Origin of the sequence: Micromonospora sp. NPDC004540 (assembly GCF_040610095.1) — a bacterium.
In the GTDB taxonomy this organism is placed as follows: domain Bacteria; phylum Actinomycetota; class Actinomycetes; order Mycobacteriales; family Micromonosporaceae; genus Micromonospora.
In genome coordinates, this window is sequence record NZ_JBEXLR010000003.1 from 1 (window position 1) to 21,557 (window position 21,557).

At 74.7% G+C, this 21,557-nt stretch carries 23 protein-coding genes and 1 pseudogene; 14 read left to right on the forward strand and 10 right to left on the reverse strand.

What is annotated here, in order from left to right:
• The 4 genes and pseudogenes from ABZV78_RS01535 to ABZV78_RS01550 all read left to right on the forward strand — a co-directional run.
• A pseudogene (locus ABZV78_RS01535) lies at positions 1–428 on the forward strand (hypothetical protein); the annotation flags it as partial.
• A complete protein-coding gene (locus tag ABZV78_RS01540; RefSeq protein ID WP_355634826.1) occupies positions 425–922 on the forward strand; it encodes an SRPBCC family protein in 498 nt (165 codons plus the stop codon). The pseudogene ABZV78_RS01535 and the gene ABZV78_RS01540, both read left to right, overlap by 4 nt.
• A 47-nt stretch (positions 923–969) precedes the next feature.
• On the forward strand, positions 970–1,554 hold the full coding sequence (locus ABZV78_RS01545; protein WP_355634827.1) for a DNA-3-methyladenine glycosylase I: 585 nt from the start codon (positions 970–972) through the stop codon (positions 1,552–1,554).
• Between the two features lie 55 nt (positions 1,555–1,609).
• Positions 1,610–2,233 (forward strand): hypothetical protein, encoded by a 624-nt coding sequence (locus tag ABZV78_RS01550; RefSeq protein ID WP_355634828.1) that lies wholly within the window; start codon positions 1,610–1,612, stop codon positions 2,231–2,233.
• A 12-nt stretch (positions 2,234–2,245) separates the two neighbouring features.
• Here the strand turns inward: ABZV78_RS01550 and ABZV78_RS01555 are convergent, their stop codons facing one another.
• Positions 2,246–3,037, reverse strand: a complete 792-nt coding sequence (locus ABZV78_RS01555; protein ID WP_107076012.1) for an enoyl-CoA hydratase-related protein — start codon at positions 3,035–3,037, stop codon at positions 2,246–2,248.
• A 4-nt stretch (positions 3,038–3,041) separates the two neighbouring features.
• Positions 3,042–3,860 carry a PaaX family transcriptional regulator C-terminal domain-containing protein gene (locus ABZV78_RS01560; RefSeq protein WP_355634829.1) on the reverse strand — a complete coding sequence of 273 codons (819 nt, stop codon included), beginning with the start codon at positions 3,858–3,860 and terminating at the stop codon, positions 3,042–3,044.
• Between the two features lie 190 nt (positions 3,861–4,050).
• Between ABZV78_RS01560 and ABZV78_RS01565 the strand changes: the two genes are divergently transcribed.
• Together ABZV78_RS01565 and ABZV78_RS01570 are read left to right on the forward strand one after the other, a co-directional pair.
• Positions 4,051–4,218: a DUF3117 domain-containing protein gene (locus ABZV78_RS01565; protein WP_013283866.1), complete on the forward strand. Its 168-nt coding sequence runs from the start codon at positions 4,051–4,053 to the stop codon at positions 4,216–4,218.
• Positions 4,219–4,362: 144 nt separating this feature from the next.
• Positions 4,363–5,823: a leucyl aminopeptidase family protein gene (locus tag ABZV78_RS01570; protein WP_355634830.1), complete on the forward strand. Its 1,461-nt coding sequence runs from the start codon at positions 4,363–4,365 to the stop codon at positions 5,821–5,823.
• Between the two features lie 10 nt (positions 5,824–5,833).
• Here the strand turns inward: ABZV78_RS01570 and ABZV78_RS01575 are convergent, their stop codons facing one another.
• Positions 5,834–6,484: an O-methyltransferase gene (locus tag ABZV78_RS01575; RefSeq protein WP_355634948.1), complete on the reverse strand. Its 651-nt coding sequence runs from the start codon at positions 6,482–6,484 to the stop codon at positions 5,834–5,836.
• Positions 6,485–6,691: 207 nt separating this feature from the next.
• On the opposite strand from ABZV78_RS01575, the gene ABZV78_RS01580 reads away from it, so the two are divergent.
• Positions 6,692–8,002: a trypsin-like peptidase domain-containing protein gene (locus ABZV78_RS01580; protein ID WP_355634949.1), complete on the forward strand. Its 1,311-nt coding sequence runs from the start codon at positions 6,692–6,694 to the stop codon at positions 8,000–8,002.
• 72 nt (positions 8,003–8,074) lie between these two features.
• Positions 8,075–8,497 carry a preprotein translocase subunit TatB gene (locus ABZV78_RS01585; RefSeq protein WP_355634831.1) on the forward strand — a complete coding sequence of 141 codons (423 nt, stop codon included), beginning with the start codon at positions 8,075–8,077 and terminating at the stop codon, positions 8,495–8,497.
• A 65-nt stretch (positions 8,498–8,562) separates the two neighbouring features.
• On the opposite strand, the gene ABZV78_RS01590 is transcribed toward ABZV78_RS01585, so the two are convergent.
• From ABZV78_RS01590 to ABZV78_RS01600, 3 genes are all read right to left on the reverse strand, one after another.
• The gene (locus tag ABZV78_RS01590) at positions 8,563–9,711 is read right to left on the reverse strand and encodes an Mrp/NBP35 family ATP-binding protein (RefSeq protein ID WP_355634832.1); all 1,149 of its coding nucleotides are present in this window, start codon (positions 9,709–9,711) and stop codon (positions 8,563–8,565) included.
• 175 nt (positions 9,712–9,886) lie between these two features.
• A complete protein-coding gene (locus tag ABZV78_RS01595) occupies positions 9,887–10,495 on the reverse strand; it encodes a DUF1003 domain-containing protein (RefSeq protein WP_355634833.1) in 609 nt (202 codons plus the stop codon).
• A complete protein-coding gene (locus ABZV78_RS01600; protein WP_355634834.1) occupies positions 10,488–11,774 on the reverse strand; it encodes a CBS domain-containing protein in 1,287 nt (428 codons plus the stop codon). Before ABZV78_RS01600 ends, ABZV78_RS01595 begins: the two co-directional genes overlap by 8 nt.
• 33 nt (positions 11,775–11,807) lie before the next feature.
• Between ABZV78_RS01600 and ABZV78_RS01605 the strand changes: the two genes are divergently transcribed.
• Together ABZV78_RS01605 and ABZV78_RS01610 are read left to right on the forward strand one after the other, a co-directional pair.
• Positions 11,808–12,677: a PhzF family phenazine biosynthesis protein gene (locus tag ABZV78_RS01605; RefSeq protein WP_355634835.1), complete on the forward strand. Its 870-nt coding sequence runs from the start codon at positions 11,808–11,810 to the stop codon at positions 12,675–12,677.
• A gap of 18 nt (positions 12,678–12,695) precedes the next feature.
• Complete coding sequence (locus tag ABZV78_RS01610; RefSeq protein WP_355634836.1) at positions 12,696–13,229, forward strand: hypothetical protein; 534 nt, start codon at positions 12,696–12,698, stop codon at positions 13,227–13,229.
• A 24-nt stretch (positions 13,230–13,253) separates the two neighbouring features.
• Here the strand turns inward: ABZV78_RS01610 and ABZV78_RS01615 are convergent, their stop codons facing one another.
• Positions 13,254–13,949 carry an HAD family hydrolase gene (locus ABZV78_RS01615; protein WP_355634837.1) on the reverse strand — a complete coding sequence of 232 codons (696 nt, stop codon included), beginning with the start codon at positions 13,947–13,949 and terminating at the stop codon, positions 13,254–13,256.
• Between the two features lie 103 nt (positions 13,950–14,052).
• On the opposite strand from ABZV78_RS01615, the gene ABZV78_RS01620 reads away from it, so the two are divergent.
• Positions 14,053–15,009 carry a DMT family transporter gene (locus ABZV78_RS01620; RefSeq protein ID WP_355634838.1) on the forward strand — a complete coding sequence of 319 codons (957 nt, stop codon included), beginning with the start codon at positions 14,053–14,055 and terminating at the stop codon, positions 15,007–15,009.
• 64 nt (positions 15,010–15,073) lie between these two features.
• The gene (locus ABZV78_RS01625) at positions 15,074–17,230 is read left to right on the forward strand and encodes an APC family permease (RefSeq protein WP_355634839.1); all 2,157 of its coding nucleotides are present in this window, start codon (positions 15,074–15,076) and stop codon (positions 17,228–17,230) included.
• A 3-nt stretch (positions 17,231–17,233) separates the two neighbouring features.
• On the opposite strand, the gene ABZV78_RS01630 is transcribed toward ABZV78_RS01625, so the two are convergent.
• Together ABZV78_RS01630 and ABZV78_RS01635 are read right to left on the reverse strand one after the other, a co-directional pair.
• Positions 17,234–17,950, reverse strand: coding sequence for a GNAT family N-acetyltransferase (locus ABZV78_RS01630; protein ID WP_355634840.1), 717 nt, complete (start codon positions 17,948–17,950; stop codon positions 17,234–17,236).
• Positions 17,951–17,999: 49 nt separating this feature from the next.
• On the reverse strand, positions 18,000–18,824 hold the full coding sequence (locus ABZV78_RS01635; protein WP_355634842.1) for an SDR family NAD(P)-dependent oxidoreductase: 825 nt from the start codon (positions 18,822–18,824) through the stop codon (positions 18,000–18,002).
• A gap of 126 nt (positions 18,825–18,950) precedes the next feature.
• Between ABZV78_RS01635 and ABZV78_RS01640 the strand changes: the two genes are divergently transcribed.
• Positions 18,951–19,907, forward strand: a complete 957-nt coding sequence (locus ABZV78_RS01640; RefSeq protein WP_154229812.1) for a CoA ester lyase — start codon at positions 18,951–18,953, stop codon at positions 19,905–19,907.
• A gap of 45 nt (positions 19,908–19,952) precedes the next feature.
• Here the strand turns inward: ABZV78_RS01640 and ABZV78_RS01645 are convergent, their stop codons facing one another.
• Complete coding sequence (locus ABZV78_RS01645) at positions 19,953–20,549, reverse strand: DUF4190 domain-containing protein (RefSeq protein ID WP_355634843.1); 597 nt, start codon at positions 20,547–20,549, stop codon at positions 19,953–19,955.
• Between the two features lie 114 nt (positions 20,550–20,663).
• On the opposite strand from ABZV78_RS01645, the gene ABZV78_RS01650 reads away from it, so the two are divergent.
• Positions 20,664–21,554 carry an SDR family NAD(P)-dependent oxidoreductase gene (locus ABZV78_RS01650; protein ID WP_091260769.1) on the forward strand — a complete coding sequence of 297 codons (891 nt, stop codon included), beginning with the start codon at positions 20,664–20,666 and terminating at the stop codon, positions 21,552–21,554.
• The last annotated feature ends 3 nt before the right edge of the window (positions 21,555–21,557 follow it).

The window sequence follows — 21,557 nt, forward strand, 5'->3', positions numbered from 1 at the left end:
CCACCGCCTGCCAGCCGGTGTCGCGCTGGCGGAGCAGACTTTTCGCGTACGCCTGCGCGGCCTGCGCGGCCGCGCCGCCGCCGGCCGCCGACCCGCCGGCCGCCGAGCCGCCGATCGCCGAACCGCCGGCCGCCGAGCCGCTCACCGCCGAGGCCGGCGTGGCGGAGGCCCCGGCCGCCGCCGCCGTCGAGGACGTGGCCACGCTGCCGTCCGCCGGCCCGTCGGCACCCACCGGCGGCCCGGCCCCGATCGCCCCGGTGGCGGCCCCGGTCGACCAGACCCCGCCCGAGGTCGGCCTCCGGCCGCCCGCCGACGCGACCGCCACCCCCGCCGACCGTGACCCCACCGCCGAGGCCGCCCCGACCAACGGGGCCGCCCGCGACGACGACCGGGAACGCGGGCCGGTGGTCCGCTCGGAGTCCGCGTGACGGGCGCGGAAGGCGGCGCCGGCTTCGCCGAGGCGGCGCAGCCCGGGGCCGCCGAGGTCACCGCGACGGTGATCGTCAAGGCGCCGGCCGAGCGGGTCTTCGCCGCGCTGACCGCCTGGGAGCGGCAGTCCGACTGGATCCCGTTCACCACCGTCCGCGTGGTCGAGGGGGACGGCGGCGAGGGGAGCCTGGTCGAGGCGGTCACCGCGCTCGGCCCGGCCGTGGTCCGTGACGAGATGCGGGTGGTCCGGGTGGACGCGCCGTACGAGGTCGGGGTGGTGCACTGCGGCCGGCTGCTGCGCGGCCCCGGCGTGCTGCGCTGCACCCCGATGGCGCGGGACCGGACCCAGGTGGTCTGGCACGAGTGGTTCCACCTGCCCGGCGGGACGGCCGGCCGGGTGGCCTGGCCGGTGCTCTGGCCGGGCTCGAAGTTCGGCCTGACCCAGGCGCTGAAGAAGTTCGCCCGGCTGGTGGAGCAGGGCCGGCTGCCCTGACCGCCGCGCGCGGCCGGTTGTCGGTGGGCTGACCTACCGTGTACGGCGTGACTGACCTGGTGACCGGCGCCGACGGGCTGCCCCGCTGCGCCTGGGGGGCGAGCACCCCGGACTATGCCGTCTACCACGACGAGGAGTGGGGCCGGCCACTGCGCGGCGACGACGCGCTCTACGAGCGGCTGACCCTGGAGGCGTTCCAGTCCGGCCTGTCCTGGCTGACCATCCTGCGCAAGCGGCCCGCGTTCCGGCTCGCCTTCGACGAGTTCCGGATCGAGAAGGTCGCCGGCTACGGCGAGGCCGACGTGGCCCGGCTGCTGGCCGACGCCGGCATCGTCCGCAACCGGGCCAAGGTCGAGGCGGCCATCGCCAACGCCCGGGCCGCCCTGGTGCTGCCCGACGGCCTCTCCGCGCTGCTCTGGTCCTACGCGCCGCCGCCCCGGGCGGCCCGGCCGCGGTCGTTCGCCGAGGTGCCGGCGCTCACCCCGGAGTCCACGGCCATGGCCAAGGCGCTCAAGAAGAGCGGCTTCCGCTTCGTCGGCCCGACCACGGCCTACGCGCTCATGCAGGCCACCGGCATGGTCGACGACCATCTCGCCGGCTGCCACGTGGCCGGCGAGCGCCCCGGGGCGTGACCCGGACGGCGGACGCGCCGGGACCGGCCCCGGTCCGGCGTGATGGGATTGGGACATGACCGACACCGAGCCGCGGACGAGCGGGACGATCGAGGGCGGCACCGCGCCGGGCGCCTGGGGGGTGCTGCTGCCCGCCGAGCGCTACGAGGCCGAGCGGCTGGTGCACCACGACACGCTGGAGCTGACCGGGCTCGACGCGGCCGTCCGCCCCCGCCCCGGTGACCCGGTCGCGGTGCTGGTCGACGAGCCGCTGCGGCTGGTGGCGCTCGGCCGGGTCGCGCTGGCCACCGGGGAGGTCCGGGAGGACCCGGACGACCCGCAGTCGGAGGCCGGTCCCGGGGTGCTCGTGGTGACGTACACCCGACGCGTGCTGGACGAGCCGGTGCCGGTCGCCGGCCTGGCCCTCGACGGGCCGGTCACCGGCCTCGACCCGGCCCGCTTCCGCGAGCTGGCCGACCGGATCGGCCCGCCGCCGGCCCGCCGTTCCTGGCTGGTCAGCCTCGACCTGCCGATCGAGGCGGCGTCGCCCGCCGAGGCGGTCCGGCTCTTCTGGGCCTACGTGCAGGAGCTGGGCCCGCGCGAGCTGCCCGCCTTCGTCTCGCCGGCCGGCGACGAGCTGGCCATGCAGGCATTCGTGCTCGGCGCCGAGGCCAACCAGGATCCCGAGGAGGACGACTGACCCGGGGGCGGGTCAGCGGCCCTCGAAGACCGGCTTCTGCTTGTTCACGAAGGCCATGGTGGCGGCCCGGTGGTCGGCGGTGGCGCCGCAGATCGCCTGGGCCTGCGCCTCGGCGGCCAGCGCGTCGGCCAGGGTGCCGGCGTCGGCGATGGAGAGCTGGCGCTTGATCGCCCCGTAGGCGACGGTCGGGCCGGCGGCGAGCCGGGCGGCCAGCTCCTGCGCGGCCGGGAGCACCTGCTCGTCGTCGTCCACGAGCCGGGTGAGCAGGCCCAGCCGGCAGGCGTCCTCGGCGCCCACGGGCTCGGCGAGCATCAGCAGCTCGACGGCCTTGGCGTGCCCGACGAGCCGGGGGAGCGTCCAGGAGGCGCCGGTGTCGGCGGCGAGCCCGACCCCGGCGAAGGCCATCAGGAACCGGGTCTTCGGGCCGCCGATCCGGAAGTCGGCGAGGAACGCCAGCGAGGCGCCGGCCCCGGCGGCCATGCCCCGGACCGCGGCGATCACCGGCTTGGGCAGGTTGGCCAGCCGGGCGGCGATCGGGTTGTAGTGGGCCCGCACGGTGCCCAGGGGGTCGGCGTCGGCGGACTCCAGGGTCTGCACGTGCTCCCGCAGGTCCTGCCCGGCGCTGAACGAGCCGCCCGCGCCGGCCAGCACGACCGCCCGGCAGGACCGGTCGGCCTCCAGCTCCGCCAGGGTGTCCCGGAGCGCCTCCTTGAGCGCCACGTCGAGCGAGTTCATCGCCGTCGGGCGGTTCAGCGTCAGGGTGACGACGGCGTCGGTGCGGTCGACGAGCAGCGGCTCGGTCACGTTTCTAACGACCCTTCTGTCGGGCGAGGCGGTTGCTGGCGTCGAGGCACTGCTCGACGTACCGGTCGGCGGGCGGCCGGAGCCGGGCCGCGTGTCGGTCGAAGAAGCTGGCGGCGCTGCTGCCCGGCCAGCGCTCGGGGAGCAGTGCCGGCGGCAACTGCGGGTCCCGGAACAGGAAGGTACGCCACGCGTGCACCAGCCGGAACCGGGCCGCGTACGCCTCCTCGTCGCTGCTGCGCACGGTGACCCCGGTGAGCAACGGCTTCTGCTCGGCGACGAACCGCTCGTAGGCGCGGCCGATCTCGGCCAGGTCCCAGGCGCGGCGGACCACTCCCATGGCGCCGGGGGTGCCGGCGGCGTGCGCGGCCGTGAACCGCTCGTAGCGCACCCCGGCCTCGGCGAGCAGGACGTCGACGTCCTCACCCGGACGGGTCGCCACCCAGGTGCAGTCGTCGAGCGTGCCGTAGCCGAGGAAGGTCAGGTTGGCGGCGAGCCGCTGCCGGTCCCGCCGGGACGCGGGGGCCTCCAGCACCAGCAGGTCGAACCGGCCGTCCCAGGCGTGCCGGCCCGTGCGGTAGATCCGGGCGCCCGCCTCGTCCAGCCGCCGGGCCGCCTTCGGTGTGATCGAATATCCGGGTCCCGAGGCGAGCCGGAGCGGTTCGAGCCAGCCCTGGCGGACCATCCGGGAGACCGCGGTGCGCACCGCCGGTGGCGCGATCCCGAGCGGTGCCAGCAGCTTGACCAGGGCGGCGACCGGTGCGCGGCCACCCCTCGCCCGGAGGTGGTCGCCGTACAGGTCGAAGAGTGCCGACCGTGCCTGCATGACCGCACATTGTGACAGGCCTATCCAAGATAAGCTAGGTGCTGTTACATCAATGCTGCTTCGGTTTGGGTCCGGCGGTGTTCATCAGGGAAAATCGTTGGTCGACGCCCCCGCGACGGTTGCGGGTGGTTATGACGAAGTGGCTGTGGGGCAACCCACCAACCCTGGTGTAGGTCTGAGGGGAGACAACATGGCGGCGATGAAGCCGCGGACGGGCGACGGTCCGCTGGAGGTCACCAAGGAGGGCCGGGGCATCGTCATGCGGGTCCCGCTGGAGGGTGGTGGCCGGCTCGTCGTCGAGATGACTCCCGACGAGGCCACCGCGCTGGGTGACGCGCTGAAGGCGGCCGCCGGCTGATTCGAGGAGCGGTCCGCGCGACGTCTGTCGCGCGGACGGTTCGTCATACCCTGAGCCACCGGCCGAGCCGGTGGCTCAGGGCCTTCATCGCCCGGTGAGCGGCAAAGTGTCCCGCTTCGAGCAGTTTCGGAGGTACGGTCCAGCGTGCTGGCCATTCGTCTGGTGAGCGGGCCCGCGCGGCCCGACACCCTCGTCCTGCCCATTCGTCCCGAGGGGCCGGACACCCCGGCCGCGCTGGTCCCCACCGCCACCCCGACCGGCGACGACGTCCGGGCCGAGGCGATCGCGCTGCTGCCCGCCACCCGGCTCACCGGCGCCGCCGGGGAGGTGCGGGAGCACCTGCGTCCCAGCGGCAGCCCCGCCCGGCTCTGGCTGCTCGGCGTCGGCGCCGGTGACGAGCACGACTGGCGGGTCGCCGGCGCGGCCCTGGCCCGGGCTGCCAAGGATGAGACGCACATCACGATTGCTCTGCCCGACGAGGCCGCGGACGCGCTGCGCGGCCTGGCCGAGGGGCTGCTGCTCGGCTCCTACCGCTACCGGCTGACCGAGGCCGGCGGCACATCCGCGCTGGCCGAGGTGGACGTCGTGGTCGGCGACCCGGAGGCGCTCGCGCCGACCCTGGCCACCGCCCGGACCACCGCCGAGATGACCCGGCTGGCCCGGGACCTGACCAACACCCCCTCGTCGACCAAGAACCCGGAGTGGTTCGCCGCTGAGGTGGCCTCCGCCGCGTCCGGCCGCGCCGACCTGCACCTGCGGGTGCGGGGGCCGGAGGACCTGGTCGCCGAGGGCTTCGGCGGCATCCTGGCCGTCGGCGGCGGCTCGGCCAGCGGCCCCCGCCTGGTCGAGCTCGACTGGCGGCCGGCCGACGCGCGTACCCACGTGGTGCTCGTCGGCAAGGGGATCACCTTCGACACCGGCGGCATCTCGATCAAGCCGGTGCCGGCCATGAAGCTGATGCGCAAGGACATGGCCGGTGCCGCCGCGGTGGTCGCCGCCACCCTGGGCGCCGCCACGCTCGGGCTGCCGGTGCGGGTCACCACGCTGGCCCCGCTCGCCGAGAACATGGTGAGCGGCTCGGCGTTCCGCCCCGGCGACATCGTCCGCCACTACGGCGGCGTGACCAGCGAGAGCACCAACTCCGACGCCGAGGGCCGGCTGGTGCTCGCCGACGCCATGGCGTACGCGGTGCGGGAGCTGAAGCCCGACCTGCTGGTCGACCTGGCCACCCTGACCGGGGCGAACGCGGTGGCGCTGGGCAAGCGGCACGCCGCCCTCTACAGCGAGAACGACGACCTCGCCGCCGGCCTGCTGGACGCGATCACGGCGGCCGGCGAGCGGGCCTGGCGGATGCCGCTGGCCGACGACTACGTCGAGTACCTGGGCAGCGAGATCGCCGACCTGCACAGCTCCCCGAACCGGGGCGCCGGCTCGGTGGTCGCCGCGCTCTTCCTCCGCGAGTTCACCGGCGACCTGCGCGACCGCTGGGTGCACGTGGACATGTCCGCACCCTCCTGGTCGGACGACGTGCACGGCGAACTGGTCAAGGGCGCCACCGGTTGGGGCGTCCGCGGGCTGCTGCGCTGGCTGGCCACGCTGGCCTGACCGGAGGCGGTCAGCCCTTCACGGCGGCCAGCAGGCCGTGCCCGACCGGCAGCAGCGCCGGCACCCAGTGCTCCGACTCGCGGATCGCCTTGATGGTCTCCCGCACGGTCACCGTCTCCACGTCGCGGGCGGCCGGATCGCCGATCCGGCCGCCGGCCAGGGCCCCGTTGAGCGCGAGCACCCCGCCGCGGCGCAGCAGCCGCAACGCGGCGTCCACGCAGGCGGCGAAGCCGGCCGCCTCGGCGTCGACGAAGACCAGGTCGTAGGCGCCGTCCGCGAGCCGCGGCAGCACGTCGAGGGCCCGACCGGTGATGATCCGGGTACGGCCCGACGCGAAACCCGCCTCCTGGAACAGCCGCCGCGCGATGCGCTGGTGCTCGACCTCCACGTCGATGGTGGTGAGCACCCCGTCGGGGCGCATGCCGCGGAGCAACCAGACCCCGCTCACCCCGGTGCCGGTGCCGATCTCCACCACCGCCCGGGCGTTCCCGGCGGCGGCGAGCAGGCGCAGCGCGGCCCCGGCGCCCGGCGTCACCGCGTCGACGCCCACCTCGTGGGCGAGGGCGCGGGCCGTCCGCAGCACGAGGTCCTCGGTGACGTACGACTCGGCGAACTGGAGCGCCTGGGCGGTCGAGTTGCCGGAGCCGGCGACCGTGGCGATGGGACACCTCCGGGCGGACTGGTGCGAGGGGTCGGTTGGCACTGAGAGCCTAGAGGCGCGCCTCAACGGGCGCAGCCGCGAGTCCGCCCTCAGACGATCACGCGCCGCAACCCCTGACTCCACTCGGGGCATCCGTGCAATCCTGGACGGAGTCCCGTGCGGCACGGTCGGCTCCGCCGGCCCTCCAAGCGGGGCATGGGGGACGGACTGGGAGGCACCGACGTGACCGACGGCTGGGACTGGCGCCAGCCCGGCGGGAGCCCGGCATCGGCGGGAGGGCCGGGGCCCGGGCAGCCGCCGCAGGGCGCCGGGGGCGGCACGACCTCGCCCTGGTGGTCCGACGCGCTCGCCGACCCCTGGCGCGACCCGTACGCGCCCGCGGCCGTGGTGGTCCCGGCCGCCCCGGTCGCCGGCGGCGGCGAGCCGGAGCCGGTGACCGACCCCGACGCGCCGACCCGTCCGGGGCTGCGCCAGGTGGTGCTGATCTCGCTGATCACCGCCCTGCTCGCCGGCTCGCTCGGCAGCGCGCTGACCTACGCCTTCCTGCGCGGCGGCGGTGGCGTGCCGACGCTCGGCGCGCAGTCCGGGCAGGCCCCGGCGCTCGCCCAGCGCAAGCCCGAGTCGCTGGCCGGGGTCGCCGAGAAGGTGCTGCCCAGCGTGGTCACCGTCCGGGTGGCCAGCCTCGGCGGCACCAGCGAGGGCTCCGGCTTCGTGGTGAGCGCCGACGGGCACATCATCACCAACGACCACGTGGTCGCCGACGGCCCCGGCAAGGCCACGGTGGTCTTCAACGACGGCAGCACCGCACCGGGCACCGTGGTGGGGCAGGACCCGGAGTCGGACATCGCGGTCATCAAGGTGACCCGGACCGGGCTGAAGCCGGTGGAGTTCGGCGACTCGGACGCGCTCGCCGTCGGCGACCCGGTGCTCGCCATCGGTTCGCCGCTCTCCCTGGCCAACACGGTCACCGCCGGCATCGTCAGCGCCCTGGACCGCACCATGATGGCCGGTGAGCCGGGCGGGCCGACCCGCTACTACGCGGCGATCCAGACCGACGCGGCGGTCAACCACGGCAACTCCGGCGGCCCGTTGGTCGACGGGGCCGGCCGGGTGGTCGGGGTGAACTCGACGATCAAGTCGCTGGTCGCCGACGGGCAGGAGGCCGGCAACATCGGGCTCGCCTTCGCCATCCCGATCAACCAGGCGAAGCGGGTCACCGAGGACATCATCGGCACCGGCAAGGCCCGGCGTACGGTGATCGGCGCCCAGGTGGGCGGCACCGGCGTGAGCGGCGGCGGCGTACGCCTCAACGGCGTCGAGCCGGCCGGGCCGGCCGCGGCGGCCGGGCTGCGGACCGGGGACGTGGTGCTCCGGCTGGACGGGCACCCGATGAACGACCCGACCGACCTGGTGGCGCTGGTCCGCAAGTACGCCCCGGGTTCGGTGGTGACGGTGGAGTACCGGCGCGGTTCGAATCGGCAGAACGCCTCGGTGACGCTCGCCGCAGACGCCAAGTGAGGACGCCTCACCCCCTCCCGGTCGGCCACCTGACGTGCGTAGTCTTGCCCTGACACGCCACGAGGAGGCCGAGTGTTCGAGAACCTGAACTGGTGGGAGATCGGCGCCCTGCTGCTCCTGGCACTGTTGATCTTCGGGGACCGGCTGCCCACGGTGATCAACGACGGCCTCCGGATGGTCCGCAACCTCCGCAACATGGCGCGGAACGCCACCGGTGACCTGAGCCGCGAGCTGGGCACGGACATCCAACTGGAGGACCTGCACCCCAAGGCGTTCATCCGGAAGCACCTGCTCAGCGAGGAGGACGAGAAGGCCCTCCGGAAGCCTCTGCAGAGCATGTACGACGACCTGCGCTCGGACGTCACCGGCGTGCACGACCAGCTCAAGGACGTGGCCAAGGCGGCCGACGTGCGCACCAACGGCACCCGTCCGGCCACCGCCACCGGCGGCGCCCCGGCGCCGGCCCCCCGGCCCTCCTACGACGACGCCACCTGACCCCCTGACGGGACCGACCCTCCTCGGCCGGGCCGAAGAGGGTCGGTGGGGGAGCTTTCCGGAGGTCAGCGACCGGCGGGCTTGAGACCCAGGGGCTTGCCGAGCAGGGACTCGCGGCGCACCGCGAGGCGGTCGGCGACCTGGACCAGCGCCTTGGCGGCCGGGGCCTCCGGCTGGGCCAGCACGATCGGGTTGCCGGCGTCGCCGCCCTCGCGGACCCGGGTGTCCATCGGGATCTGCCCGAGCACCGGCACCTGCGCGCCGATGGTCCGGGTCAGCGACTCGGCGACGGCCTCGCCGCCGCCGGCCCCGAAGACCTCCATCCGGGAGCCGTCCGGCAGCTCCAGCCAGGACATGTTCTCGATCACGCCGACCACCCGCTGGTGGGTCTGCAGCGCGATGGCGCCGGCCCGCTCGGCCACCTCGGCGGCGGCCGCCTGCGGGGTGGTGACGACCAGGATCTCCGCGTTCGGCAGCAGCTGGGCCACCGAGATCGCGATGTCGCCGGTGCCCGGGGGCAGGTCGAGCAGGAGCACGTCCAGGTCGCCCCAGTAGACGTCGGCGAGGAACTGCTGGAGTGCCCGGTGCAGCATCGGGCCGCGCCAGACGACGGCCGCGTTGCCCGGGGTGAACATGCCGATCGAGATGACCTTCACGCCGTGCGACTGCGGCGGCATGATCATGTCCTCGACCCGGGTGGGCGCGCCGTCGGCGCCGAGCATCCGGGGCACCGAGTGGCCGTAGATGTCGGCGTCCACCACGCCGACCGAGAGGCCGCGGGCGGCCAGCGCGGCGGCCAGGTTGACCGTGACGCTGGACTTGCCGACGCCGCCCTTGCCGCTGGCGACCGCGTAGACCCGGGTGCGGGAGCCGGGCTGGGCGAACGGGATGACCGGCTCGGCGCTGGCCCCGCCGCCGCGCAGCTTCGACTGGAGCTCCTGGCGCTGCTCCGGGCTCATCACGCCGAACTCGATCTCGACGCCGGTCACGCCGGGCACCGCCGCGACGGCGGCCGTGATGTCGGTACGCAGCTTGTCCTTCAGCGGGCAGCCGGCCACGGTGAGCAGCAGCTCGACCCGGACCACGCCGTCGTCGCCGACGACGGCGGAACGGACCATGCCGAGCTCGGTGATCGGCCGGCGGATCTCCGGGTCGTTGACGGTGGCCAGGGCGGCCTGGATCGCGTCGGAGACGGTGCTGACGGGTGCTGACATGCCCGCAATGCTACGTCGGCGGTGATCGGCGCCCGCCGCTGGCGGGGGCCGGTGTGAGCGAATCGATGGCCGCCCGAGGGGTGGACGGGGCGTGCCGCGAAGTGGGACGATCGAGCCGAACGCCGCTCGCCTGGCCCCTTGAGGCGCGCGGCGTTCAATACGTTCCGGGCCGGGTTCAGCCCTCGAAGCGGCCGTCGTGGGCGAAGTCGCCGTCGAGGTCGTCGCGGGGCTCGTCGAGCGGCTCCCCGCCGGCCTGCCGCCGGGCCTCCCGCTCCTGCTGCCGGCGCTCCAGCTTCCGCCGCCGCTCGGCCGCCTCGTCCAGCTCCTCGGCCAGCCGGGCCAGCTCGGAGCGGAGGAAGTCCCGGGTCGCCACCTCACCCATCGCGATGCGCAGCGCGGCGATCTCCCGGGCCAGGTACTCCGTGTCGGCCTTCTGCATGGTGGCCCGCCGCCGGTCCTCCTCCAGCGCGATCCGGTCCCGGTCGGCCTGCCGGTTCTGCGCGAGCAGGATCAGCGGGGCCGCGTACGAGGCCTGGAGGGAGAGCACCAGGGTGAGGAACGTGAACGTGTACGGGTCGAAGCGCAGGCTCGCCGGGGCCAGCGTGTTCCAGGCGAACCAGGCGGCGATCACCAGCGTCATGTAGACGATGAAGTTCGCGGTGCCCATGCCCCGGGCGATCCCCTCCGACCAGCGGCCGAAGGTCTCCGCGTCGATCCGGGGCAGCCGGAGGCCCCGGGGCGCCCGCGGCTGGTCCAGCCGCTCGGTCCGTCGCTGGTCAGCCATCTCGGCCGTCCAACGTCTCCTCGTCGGTGGCGGACGCGGCCGTCAGAGCGTCCCGGTCCCGCCAGTCGCGCGGCAGCGAGTGGTCCAGCACGTCGTCCACGGTCACCGCGCCGACCAGCCGCATGCTCCGGTCCACCACCGGCATGGCAACCAGGTCGTAGGTGGCCATCCGGCGGGTGATCTCGGGCAGCGGGGTGGTCGGCCGCAGCGGGTCTATGTCGTTGACGACGACACCGCCGAGCAGGTCGGCCGGGGGCTCGCGGAGCAGCGCCTGGAAGTGGACCATGCCCAGGTAGCGCCCGGTCGGCGTGGTGAGCGGGGCGCGGGTCACGAAGACCTGCGCGGCCACGGCGGGGGAGAGCTGCGGCTCGCGGATCCGGGCCAGCGCCTCGGCCACCGTGGCGTCCGGCGGCAGGATCACCGGCTCGGAGGTCATCACGCTGCCGGCGGTGCCGGAGGCGTAGCGCAGCAACTGGCGGACCGGGGTGGCCTCGTCCGGCTCCATGAGGTCGAGCAGCACGTCCTGCTCCGGCGGGGGCAGCTCGTTGAGCAGGTCGGCCGCGTCGTCCGGGTCCATCTCCTCCAGCACGTCCGCGGCGCGCTCCCGGTCCAGCGCGGCCAGGATCTCCACCTGGTCGTGCTCGGGCAGCTCGCCGAGCACGTCGGCGAGGCGCTCGTCGTCCAGCGCGGCGGCCACCTCGTTGCGCCGGGCGTCGGGCAGGTCCTGGAGGGCGTTGGCCAGGTCGGCCGGGCGCATGTCCTCCAGCACGGCGAGCAGGTTGGCCGTACCCCGGTTGTCGGCGAGGCCGCCCAGGCCGCGGACCCGGTCCCACTCCACCTGGTGCAGGTGGCCGCGGCGGGCGAGCCGGCTGGTCTGCTCGCGGACGGCGACCCGGGTCAGCGCCCACTCGCCGCCACGGCTGCACTCCATGGCCACGTCGACCACCGAGCCGGCCTGCCCGGTGTCCAGCTGGACCCGACGATCCAGCAGCTCCTGGAGCACCAGCAGCTCGTTCGGGCGCTTCTCGAAGCGGCGCAGGTTGAGGGTGCCGCTGCCGAGCACCACGGCGTCCGGGTCGATGGAGGTGATCCGGTTGATGGAGAGGAAGATGCGCCGCCGCATCGGCATCTCGGCGACCAGCCCCACGATCTCGGGCGGGCGCTGGGTCGGCCGCATGCGGGCGACGGCGTCCCGAACACGGCCCACCTGGTCGCCGTTCGGGTCGAAGACGGCGACTCCGGCGAGTCGAGCGATGTAGACCCGGTTCGGCGTGCTCACGGGCACCAGCCTAAGGGCCTAGTGTTTATCAACATGTCGACCTTGGCCTACGAGATCGTGGACGTCTTCACCGACCGCCCGTTCGCCGGCAACCCGCTGGCCGTGGTGTTCGGCGCGGAAGGGCTCGCCACCGAGCAGATGCAGGCGCTGGCGCTGGAGTTCAACCTGTCGGAGACGGTGTTCGTGCTGCCGCCGACGCAGGTCGGGGCGACGTACCGGGCGCGGATCTTCACCCCGGCCGAGGAACTGCCGTTCGCCGGGCATCCCAGTGTGGGCGCCGCGGTCACCGCGAGCCGGCGTGGCCTGTTCGACGTGGGCAGGGTCACCCAGGAGTGCGGCGCCGGGGTGCTGCCGATCGAGGTCACCCCGACCGGCGCGACGCTCACCGGGGGCACCCCGACCCTCGGGCCCGAGCTGGACCCGGAGCCGCTGCTGGAGATGGCCGGCCTCAGCGCCGCCGATCACGCCGGCCCGGCGCCCCGGGTCGCCGGCTGCGGCCTGGAGTTCCCCTATCTTCCGGTACGCCCGGACGCGGTGGCCCGCGCCAAGGTGAACGCGGCGGCAGCGGAGCGGTACGGCATCGAGCACGTCAGCGTCTTCTCCTGGGACGCCGACTCGCAAACAGCGCACGCCCGCGTCTTCGTGCCGGGCCTCGGCGTCCCGGAGGACCCGGCGACCGGCTCGGCCGCCCTGGGGCTGGGCGTCTGGCTGGTGGCCAGCGGGCTGCTGCCCGGCGACGGCCGCTCCGACTACGCGGTCCGCCAGGGCATCGAGATCAACCGGCCGTCCGCGCTGGCCTGCACGGTGACCGCGGCCGGCGGGGTGGCGGTGGGCGCGACCGTCGCCGGCCACGTGATGCCGGTGGCCCGGGGCGAGATCGCCGTCCCGCCCTTCGTGGGCTGAGCACCCTTCCGGACCGGGATGCGGGAGGATGCCGGAGTGAGCGACGAGGTGGACGAGCGGTTGACCCCGCCCCTGGTGGACGAGGCGGTGAAGAAGGCCGCGGTCGCCTGGGTGTCGGTGGCCGGCGGGCCGGCGTACGCGTTGTGGTGCCTGCCGCTCGACGGCGCGCTGCTGGTGGTGACCGGCCCGGGCGAGCAGTCCGCCCCCGGGCTGGCCGACGCGGACGCGGCCGAGGTGAGCCTGCGCGGCGACCACGGCGGCCGGATCGTCACCTGGCCGGCCCGGGTGACCCGGTTGCGGCCGGGCACCGAGGAGTGGGAGACCGCGGCGCCGCTGGTCGCCGCGAAGCGGCTGAACGCCTCCGGGCCCGCCGCCGACCTGGTGGCCCGCTGGGCGTCCGAGGGCTGTGCCGTGAACCTGCTGAGCCCGGCGGGCACCGCCGTGTCCGGCGCCGACCTGCCGGCCGACTCGCTGGCCGAGCAGCCCCGGGAGGCGCCGGTCGTCCGGGCCACCCGCAAGCCGTTCCGGCTGCACAAGGTCCGCCGCCGCTGAGCCCCGTCCGGTCCCGCCGGCCGGTCAGCCGACGGCGACCGCGTCGAGCAGGTCGAGCACCTCGGTGAGCGAGGTCAGCACGCGGCCGTCCCAGCCGTGGTCGGCGTTGAAGACCATGTGACCGGCCAGGTCCGGGGCGGCCAGCCGGACCGCCGTCATGCCCGCCCGCTCGGCGCCGGTGAGTTCCTGGCTGCCGCCGTCGCCGACGTAGAGGCAGTCGGCCGGCCTGAGGCCGAGCCGGTGGCAGGCGGCCAGGTAGAGCGCCGAATCGGGCTTGCAGCGCCCGACCTGCACCGAGAAGACCCGGACGTCGAGCAGCGGCGCGACCGCCAGCTGGGGCAGGAACGCCGGCAGCTCGTGCGTGCAGTCGCTGATCAGGCCGGTGCGGACGCCCTGCCCGCGCAGCGCGGCGAGCACCGGCACCGCCTCGGCGCGGAGCCGGGTGTCGGCGCGTACCGCCCGGTGCCGGGAGGCGACGGCGGCGCGTACCGCCTCGTCGGAGGGGTGCACGCCGGCCTGGCCGCAGACCCAGCGCAGGGTCGCCTCGGCGTCGCCGAACCGCCCGCTGGCGCGCTGGTAGTAGCTGCGGTCGAGCACCTCGATCAGGGTGTCGGCCGAGCAGCCGAGCAGCTCGGCGATGGTGCGGTGGGCCGACCCGCGCTGGACGCAGCGGGTCAGCGTGCCGAAGAAGTCGAACAGGACCGCCTGGTAACTGGGCATGGCAGAACGCCTCCGGACGTCGAGGGGGAGCGCCGGAACGGGCATGATCGTAACGGAGCGCTGACCGTCCGTGGTGCCGGACGGCATGTGAGTATTGCTCTCCGTGCCCCACCCTCCGCACCGCCCGCCGCTCGACGCGCTGACCGTCGGCGCGCTCGCGCTGGCCGTCACCGCCGTCTCGTCCTCCGCGCCGCTGGTCGCGTTCGCCGCCGCGCCGGCCCTCGCCATCGCCTTCTGGCGCAACGTGCTCTCGCTGGCCGTGCTCGGTCCGGTCGCGCTGACCCGGCGGCGCGCCGAGTTCCGGGCGCTGACCGTCGGCGCGGGCCGGCGGGAGGGGCTGTACTGCGTGCTCTCCGGGGTGGCGCTGGCCGCCCACTTCGCCACCTGGATGCCGAGCGCGCAGCTCACCTCGGTGGCCGCGGCCACCGCGCTGGGCGCCACCCAGCCGGTCTGGCAGGGGCTGATCGCCCGCTGGCAGGGGCGGCGGTTGCCCGGGGCGGTCTGGGCCGGCATCGCCGTCGCCGTGCTCGGCGCGGTGCTGGCCACCGGCGCCGACTTCAGCGCCTCCGGCCGGGCCTTCGCCGGTGACCTGCTGGCCGTCGCGGGCGGCATGTTCGCGGCGGTCTACACCGCCTTCGGTGAGCGCGCCCGGGCCAGCATCAGCACCACCACCTACACCACCATCTGCTACGGCGTCTGCGCGGCGATCCTGCTGGTGTTCTGCCTGGCCGGCGGGGTGCGCCTGCACGGCTACGACGGCGGCACCTGGCTGGCCATCCTCGGCCTGGTGGCCGGCGCCCAACTGCTCGGCCACTCGATGTTCAACTACGCCCTGCACCGGGTCTCCGCGACCACGGTCAGCGTGCTGATCCTGCTGGAGGCGCCCGGCGCGGCGCTGATCGCCTGGGTCTGGCTGGGTCAGCTGCCCCGCGCGCTCGCCCTGCCCGGGCTGGCCCTGCTGCTGGCCGGCGTCGCCGTCGTCGTCCTCGGCGGGGCCCGGGCCGGCCGCCGCGCCGAGCCGGTCGCGGTGCCCGCCGACCCCGCCCCGCTCGGCGACTGATCCGGTCCACCCGCATTCGGAGAAAGTGCTCCCGGCCGCGCCGGTTTCGGTGAAAGTGCGGAGGGTGGGGGCGGAAGGGGATCGCGACGACGCGGCCGACCGGGGGACGATCGTCACCCCGTCGGCCGAGTTCCCGCCGCTCGGCCCCGAGGAACGGACGGCCCTGGGCCGGATCGGGGAGCGCTGGCAGGAGCCGCGCGGCCCGGACGAACTGCCCGTCGACCCGACCCTCGGGCGCAGCGGGCAGCCCCCGCGGCCCACCCGGTTCGGGCGGCTGGTGCCGATCGAGATGTTCACCGTCGAGGAGCCGGACGAGCTGGTCGCCACCGAGCCGGCCCACGAGCTCGGCTCGCGGGCCGGGCGGCTGCTCACCCGGGCCCGCCGGACCCTGTTCGGCCCGCCGATCTCCAGCGCCTCGGTGCTCTACGAGCGGATGCGCAAGCTGGTCGCCCTGCCCGTGCTCTCCTCCGACCTGCTCAGCTCGGTGGCGTACGGGCCGGAGGCGATGATCGGCGTCCTGGTGCTGGCCGGCAGCGCCGCGCTCGGGCTCTCCCTGCCGCTGGCCGCCCTGCTGGTGGTGCTGATGATCGCGGTCGGGCTGTCGTACCGGCAGACCATCCCGGCCTACCCGCACGGGGCCGGTTCGTACATCGTGGCCGGCGACAACCTGGGACGCACCCCGGGGCTGGCGGCGGCGGCCGGGCTGATGCTCGACTACGTGCTCACCGTGTCGGTGTCGGTGGCGGCCGGGGTGCACGCGGTCACCTCGGCGCTGCCCGGGCTGGCCCCGGTCACCGTGCCGCTCGGTGTGCTGGTGATCGCCGTGCTGCTGGCCGGCAACCTGCGCGGCGTGCGTACCGCCGGAAACCTCTTCGTGCTCCCCACGTACGCCTTCGTGGTCGCGGTCCTCGCGCTGCTGGTGGTCGGCTACGCGCGAGCGGCGGGCCGGGGTTTCGCGCCGGTGCCACCGCCGGCGGTGCCGGCCGTCGAGGGGCTGGGCCTGCTGGTGCTGCTGCGCGCGTTCGCCTCCGGCGCGGTGTCGATGACCGGCATCGAGGCGGTGTCGAACGCGGTCCCCGCGTTCCGGCCCACCGAGTGGCGCAACGCCCGCACCACGCTCGGGTGGATGGTCGCCATGCTCGTCGTGCTCTTCGCGGGCCTGATCGGGCTGATCCACCTGGAGGGCCTGGTCCCGCGGCCGGGCGAGACGCTGCTCTCCCAGGTCGGCCGGGCGACCTTGCCGACCGGCCCCTGGTATGCGCTCCTCCAGGCCACCACCGCGCTGATCCTGCTGCTGGCGGCGAACACCGCGTTCAACGACTTCCCCCGGCTGCTCTTCTTCATGGCCCGGGACGGCCACGCTCCCCGCCGGTTCCTGCACATGGGCGACCGGCTGGCGTTCAGCAACGGCCTGGTCGCGCTCTCCCTCGCCGCGGGGCTCATCTTCGTCGCCTTCCGGGGCAACACCGAGTCGCTGATCCCGCTCTACGCCGTCGGCGTCTTCCTCGCCTTCACCCTGTCCCAGGCCGGCATGGTGGTGCACTGGCGGCGCCGCCGCGGGCCGGGCTGGCACCGGCGCCTGGCCCTCAACGCCGTCGGCGCCATCCTCTCCGGGCTGGTGCTGCTCACCGCCGCGGTGGCCAAGTTCAGCGAGGGCGCCTGGGTGGTGGTGGTCGCCGTGCCGCTGCTGGTGCTGCTGTTCCGGCGGATCCACCGGCACTACGCCACGCTGCACCACGCGCTGGCACTGCAACCGCCCGCGCCCGCGCCGTCCGGGCCCGCCGGCTCCGCCGAGGGCGAGGAACTGCCCCAGGAGGTACGCCACCTGGTGGTCGTGCCGGTGGCCCGGCTGAACCGGGCGTCGCTGCGGGCCCTGGCGTACGCGGCGTCGCTGGGCCAGCCGACGCTGGCCGTGCACATCGCACCCGAGGAGGCCGAGGCGGACCGGTTCCGGGAGCAGTGGCGGGCCTGGGGCGACCACCTGCGGCTGGAGACGATCGTGTCGCCGTACCGGGCGGTGATCGGGCCGCTCGCGCACTACCTGGAGGCGCTGCACACCACCCGGCCGGAGCTGACCCTGACCGTGATCGTGCCGGAGGTGGTGCTCCGCCGCCGCTGGCACCGCCCGCTGCACAGCCGCATCGAGCAGCGGCTCCGCGCCGCCCTGCGGGAACTGCCCGGCGTGGTGGTCACCAGCGTCCCGGTCCACCCCGCCGAGTGAACGTCAGACGTCGTGGACGTCGAGGACCTGGGTGGTGGGGGCGGCGTCGCCCAGCGCGGCCCGCAGCGCCACCCGCTCCGGGTCGGCCAGGAACGCGTCGTAGCCGGCCCGCCCGGCGAACCGGATCACGTGCACCTCGGTCTGCCCGTCCCCGGTGCGCAGCCGCCGCTCCAACCGCCCGCCGTGCCGCCCGAGCAGGGCGAGCACCGCGTCCTCGTAGCGCCGGCCGGCCTCGGGGCCGGCGCTCAGGTCGACCAGGGCGACCACCCGGAGCACCCCGGCCGGGTCCGCGTCGAGCGGCTTCCAGAACTGGTGGTCGACGTGGCCGCCCGGGATGCCGTCCCGGATGCCGGTGTCGGTGTAGCCGTGCCGGCGGTAGAAGTCCGGCGCCTGGAAGGAGAACGAGGCCACCGAGATCTCGGTGCAGCCGCGCTGCCGGGCCTCCTCCTCGGCGGCGAGCAGCAGCCGGCCGCCCCAGCCCTCGCGGCGGCGGTCCGCCCGGACCCAGACGGTGTTGATCCCGGCCCGGCCGCCCCAGGTCCAGCCGGTCAGCCCGGCCACCAGTTCGCCGTCGGCGTCGACCACGCGCACCGTCAGATCGCCCTCGTCGGTGGCGCCGGTGGCGGCGTTGTTGAAGGCCGTCAGCTCCCGGTCGATCCGGTCGGCCAGCTCGGCGTCCGCGCCCCCGACGCGCAGGGTCGCTCCCTCGTGCTCGGTCATGCGGCGGAGTATGGCAGCGACCGGCCCGGCGGGCGGACCCGGAACCGGCTCAGGCGTCGATCCCGACGGCCTTGGCGCTGGCGGTCCAGAGCCGCGCGGCAAGGGCCGGGTCGGCCGCCTTGGGCAGCGGCCGGCGGAGCCGCCGGTCGGCGTAGTAGCCGCCGTCGACCAGCCGGGCCGGGTCCTGGTTGGCCAGCCAGACCAGGGTCTCCGCGCCCCGCTCGGGGCTACGGAACGGCAGCAGCCGCATGCCGAGGGCGACCAGCCGGCTCTCGTTGCCGAACCGGGTCCGCACCACGCCGGGGTGGAACGAGTGGGCCGGCACCTCGGGCCAGCGGCGGGCCGCCTCGGCGGTGAACAGGATGTTCGCCTGCTTGCTGGTGCCGTACGCGCGCATCGGCCGGTAGCGGCGCAGCGCGGCGTTGAGGTCGTCCGGGTCGAGCGCGCCGCTGCGGTGCGCGCCCGAGGCGGTCACCACCATCCGGCCGATCCGGTCCCGCAGCAGGTTGCTGAGCAGGAACGGCGCGAGGTGGTTGGCCTGCATGCTCAGCTCGAAGCCGTCGACCGTGCTGACCGGCTGGAGCACGATCGCCCCGGCGTTGTTGGCCAGCACGTCGATCCGGTCGTACGCAGCGCGCAGCCGTTCGGCGAGCCCGCGCACGTCGTCGAGCACGGCGAAGTCGGCGCGGAACAGTTCGGGCTGCTCGCCGCAGCACTCGCGCACCCGTTCCCCGGCCGCGCGCAGCCGGGCCGGATCCCGGCCGACCAGTACCACCCGGTCGCCCCGGCGCGCCAGGTCGACCGCGGCGGCCAGGCCGATGCCCGAGCTGGCGCCGGTCACCACCACGGTCCGACGCTCAGTGAGATCTTCCACAGGTCCATTCACCCCGGTCACGGGACGAGGTTACCGTGGCGTCACAACGCCCTTTGGGATCGTTAAGTTCTCGTCTTTCACCTGGTGGCGTCGGCGTGCCCGCCGGACGCTGGAAGGAGCGCATCCATGGCCGCAGTCGGTCGCCCCCGCCGGTCCTGCCTCGCGGTACCCGGCTCCAGCGTCAAGATGCTCGGCAAGGCCCAGGGCCTCCCCGCCGACCAGGTCTTCCTCGACCTGGAGGACGCGGTCGCGCCGCTGGCCAAGCCGGACGCCCGGAAGAACATCGTCGCCGCGCTGAACGAGGGCGACTGGGCCGGCAAGACCCGGGTGGTCCGGGTGAACGACCTGACCACGCCGTGGACCTACCGGGACGTCATCGAGGTGGTCGAGGGCGCCGGGGCCAACCTGGACTGCATCATGCTGCCGAAGGTGCAGAACGCCGAGCAGGTGCACTGGCTGGACCTGCTGCTCACCCAGATCGAGAAGACGCTCGGCCTGGAGGTCGGCCGGATCGGCATCGAGGCGCAGATCGAGAACGCGGCCGGCCTGGTCAACGTCGACGCGATCGCGGCCGCCTCGCCCCGGGTCGAGACGATCATCTTCGGCCCGGCCGACTTCATGGCCTCGATCAACATGAAGTCGCTGGTGGTCGGCGCGCTGATCCCGGACTACCCGGGAGACCCCTACCACTACATCCTGATGCGGATCCTGATGGCCGCCCGGATGCACGACAAGCAGGCCATCGACGGCCCGTTCCTGCAGATCCGGGACGTCGACGCGTTCCGCGAGGTGGCGAAGCGCTCGGCGGCGCTGGGCTTCGACGGCAAGTGGGTGCTGCACCCGGGCCAGATCGACGCGGCCAACGAGGTCTACTCCCCGGCCCAGGCCGACTACGACCACGCCGAGCTGATCCTCGACGCGTACGACTTCTACACCTCGGAGGCGGGCGGGAAGCTCGGCGCGGTGATGCTCGGCGACGAGATGATCGACGAGGCGTCCCGCAAGATGGCGCTGGTGATCGCGGCCAAGGGCCGGGCCGCCGGGATGAGCCGCACGTCGTCGTTCACCCCGCCCTCGGAGTGACCGGTCCGGCCGCCCCGAGTTCGCACCCGGGGCGGCCCGCCGGGTTCAGTCGGTCGTGCTGTCGAAGCTGGACGGGTCCTGGTTGGCCGCCCAGACAATGAAGATCACGATGGCGATGGTGGCCAGCACGGCCAGCGCGGTGGCGATCCAGCCGACGATGATGCCGGCGGTGGCGAAGCCCTCGCCGCCCTCGCCGCGCTCCCTGATCTGCTTGCGGGACACGTGGCCGAGGATCGCGCCCACCACGCCGATGTAGCCGCCCAGGCCGTAACCGCAGAGGCCGAGGGCGCCGATGATCGAGACGATCATTGCGGCGATGGCCAGGCCGTTCTGCTTCGGTGCGGGCGGGTAACCGTATCCGGGATAACCGGCCGGAGGCGGGTACGCGCCCGGCTGCGGATGGGTGCCCGGCTGCGGATAGGCGCCCGGTGCGTAACCGGCCGCGTACGGGTCGCCGCCGGCCGGTGGGTAGCCCGGGGCTGAGTAGGGCGACGCGGCGCCCGCGTAGGGGTCGGCCGAGGTGGGCTGGCTGGGGATCGGAGCACCCGCCATCGGCAGTGTCGGGTCGGCCGGCGGGCTCGACTGCGGTCCGGCCGCCGCCGACGGGTCGTGCCAACCACCGGACGGTGGGGGATAGGTCATCAGATCATCTCCATGGACGTGGTGCGGTCAGGGTAGCCACCGGCGGGCAAGTCGCAGGACCCCCTTTCCGGGTGCCGCGTTGCCCAGGACGTCCACAGCGGGCAGGATCGCGGCATGGCACTTGACGCGCGCGGTGGTCGGTCGCGACGGGACGTCAGCAGGCCGGGGCTGGTGCGCCGGCCCCGCGGCGGCGCCCCGGCCGGCTCCGCCGACCAGGACCAGCCGGCACCGCTTGAAGAGCCGGCCACCATGCGCCTGGACGGCCGGGTCGCGCTGGTCACCGGCGCGGGCAGTCCGGACGGCATCGGATACGCGACCGCGCGCCGCCTGGCCGACCTGGGCGCCCGGGTGGCGATCGTCTCCACCACGCGGCGGATCCACGACCGGGCCGGCGAGCTGGGCGTCACCGGCTTCGTCGCCGACCTCACCGACGAGTCCGAGGTGGGCGCGCTCGCGGATGCGGTGGCCGAGCAGCTCGGCGACGTCGAGGTGCTGGTCAACAACGCCGGCCTGGCCAGCCGGGCCAGCCCGGAGGTGCTCCGGCCGGTGGCCCAGCTGACCTACGACGAGTGGCGCGGCGAGATCGACCGGAATCTCACCACCGCCTTTCTGTGCAGCCGGGCGTTCATCGGCGGGATGGCCGAGCGGGGCTGGGGCCGGATCGTCAACCTGGCCGCCACCGCCGGGCCGGTCAACGCCCTGCCCACCGAGGCCGGCTACGCGGCCGCGAAGGCCGGCGTGGTCGGGCTGACCCGGGCGCTGGCCATGGAGATGATCGCCGACGGGGTGACTGTGAACGCGGTGGCGCCCGGCATCATCCACACGGCGGCGTCCACCATGGTCGAGATCAAGCAGGGCCTCGGCACCCCGGTCGGCCGCCCCGGCACGCCGGACGAGGTGGCGGCCGCGATCGCCTTCCTCTGCTCGCCGGCCGCCTCCTACATCACGGGGCAGATGCTGGTGGTCGACGGCGGCAACAGTGTCCGCGAGGCCGAGTTCCGCTGACGG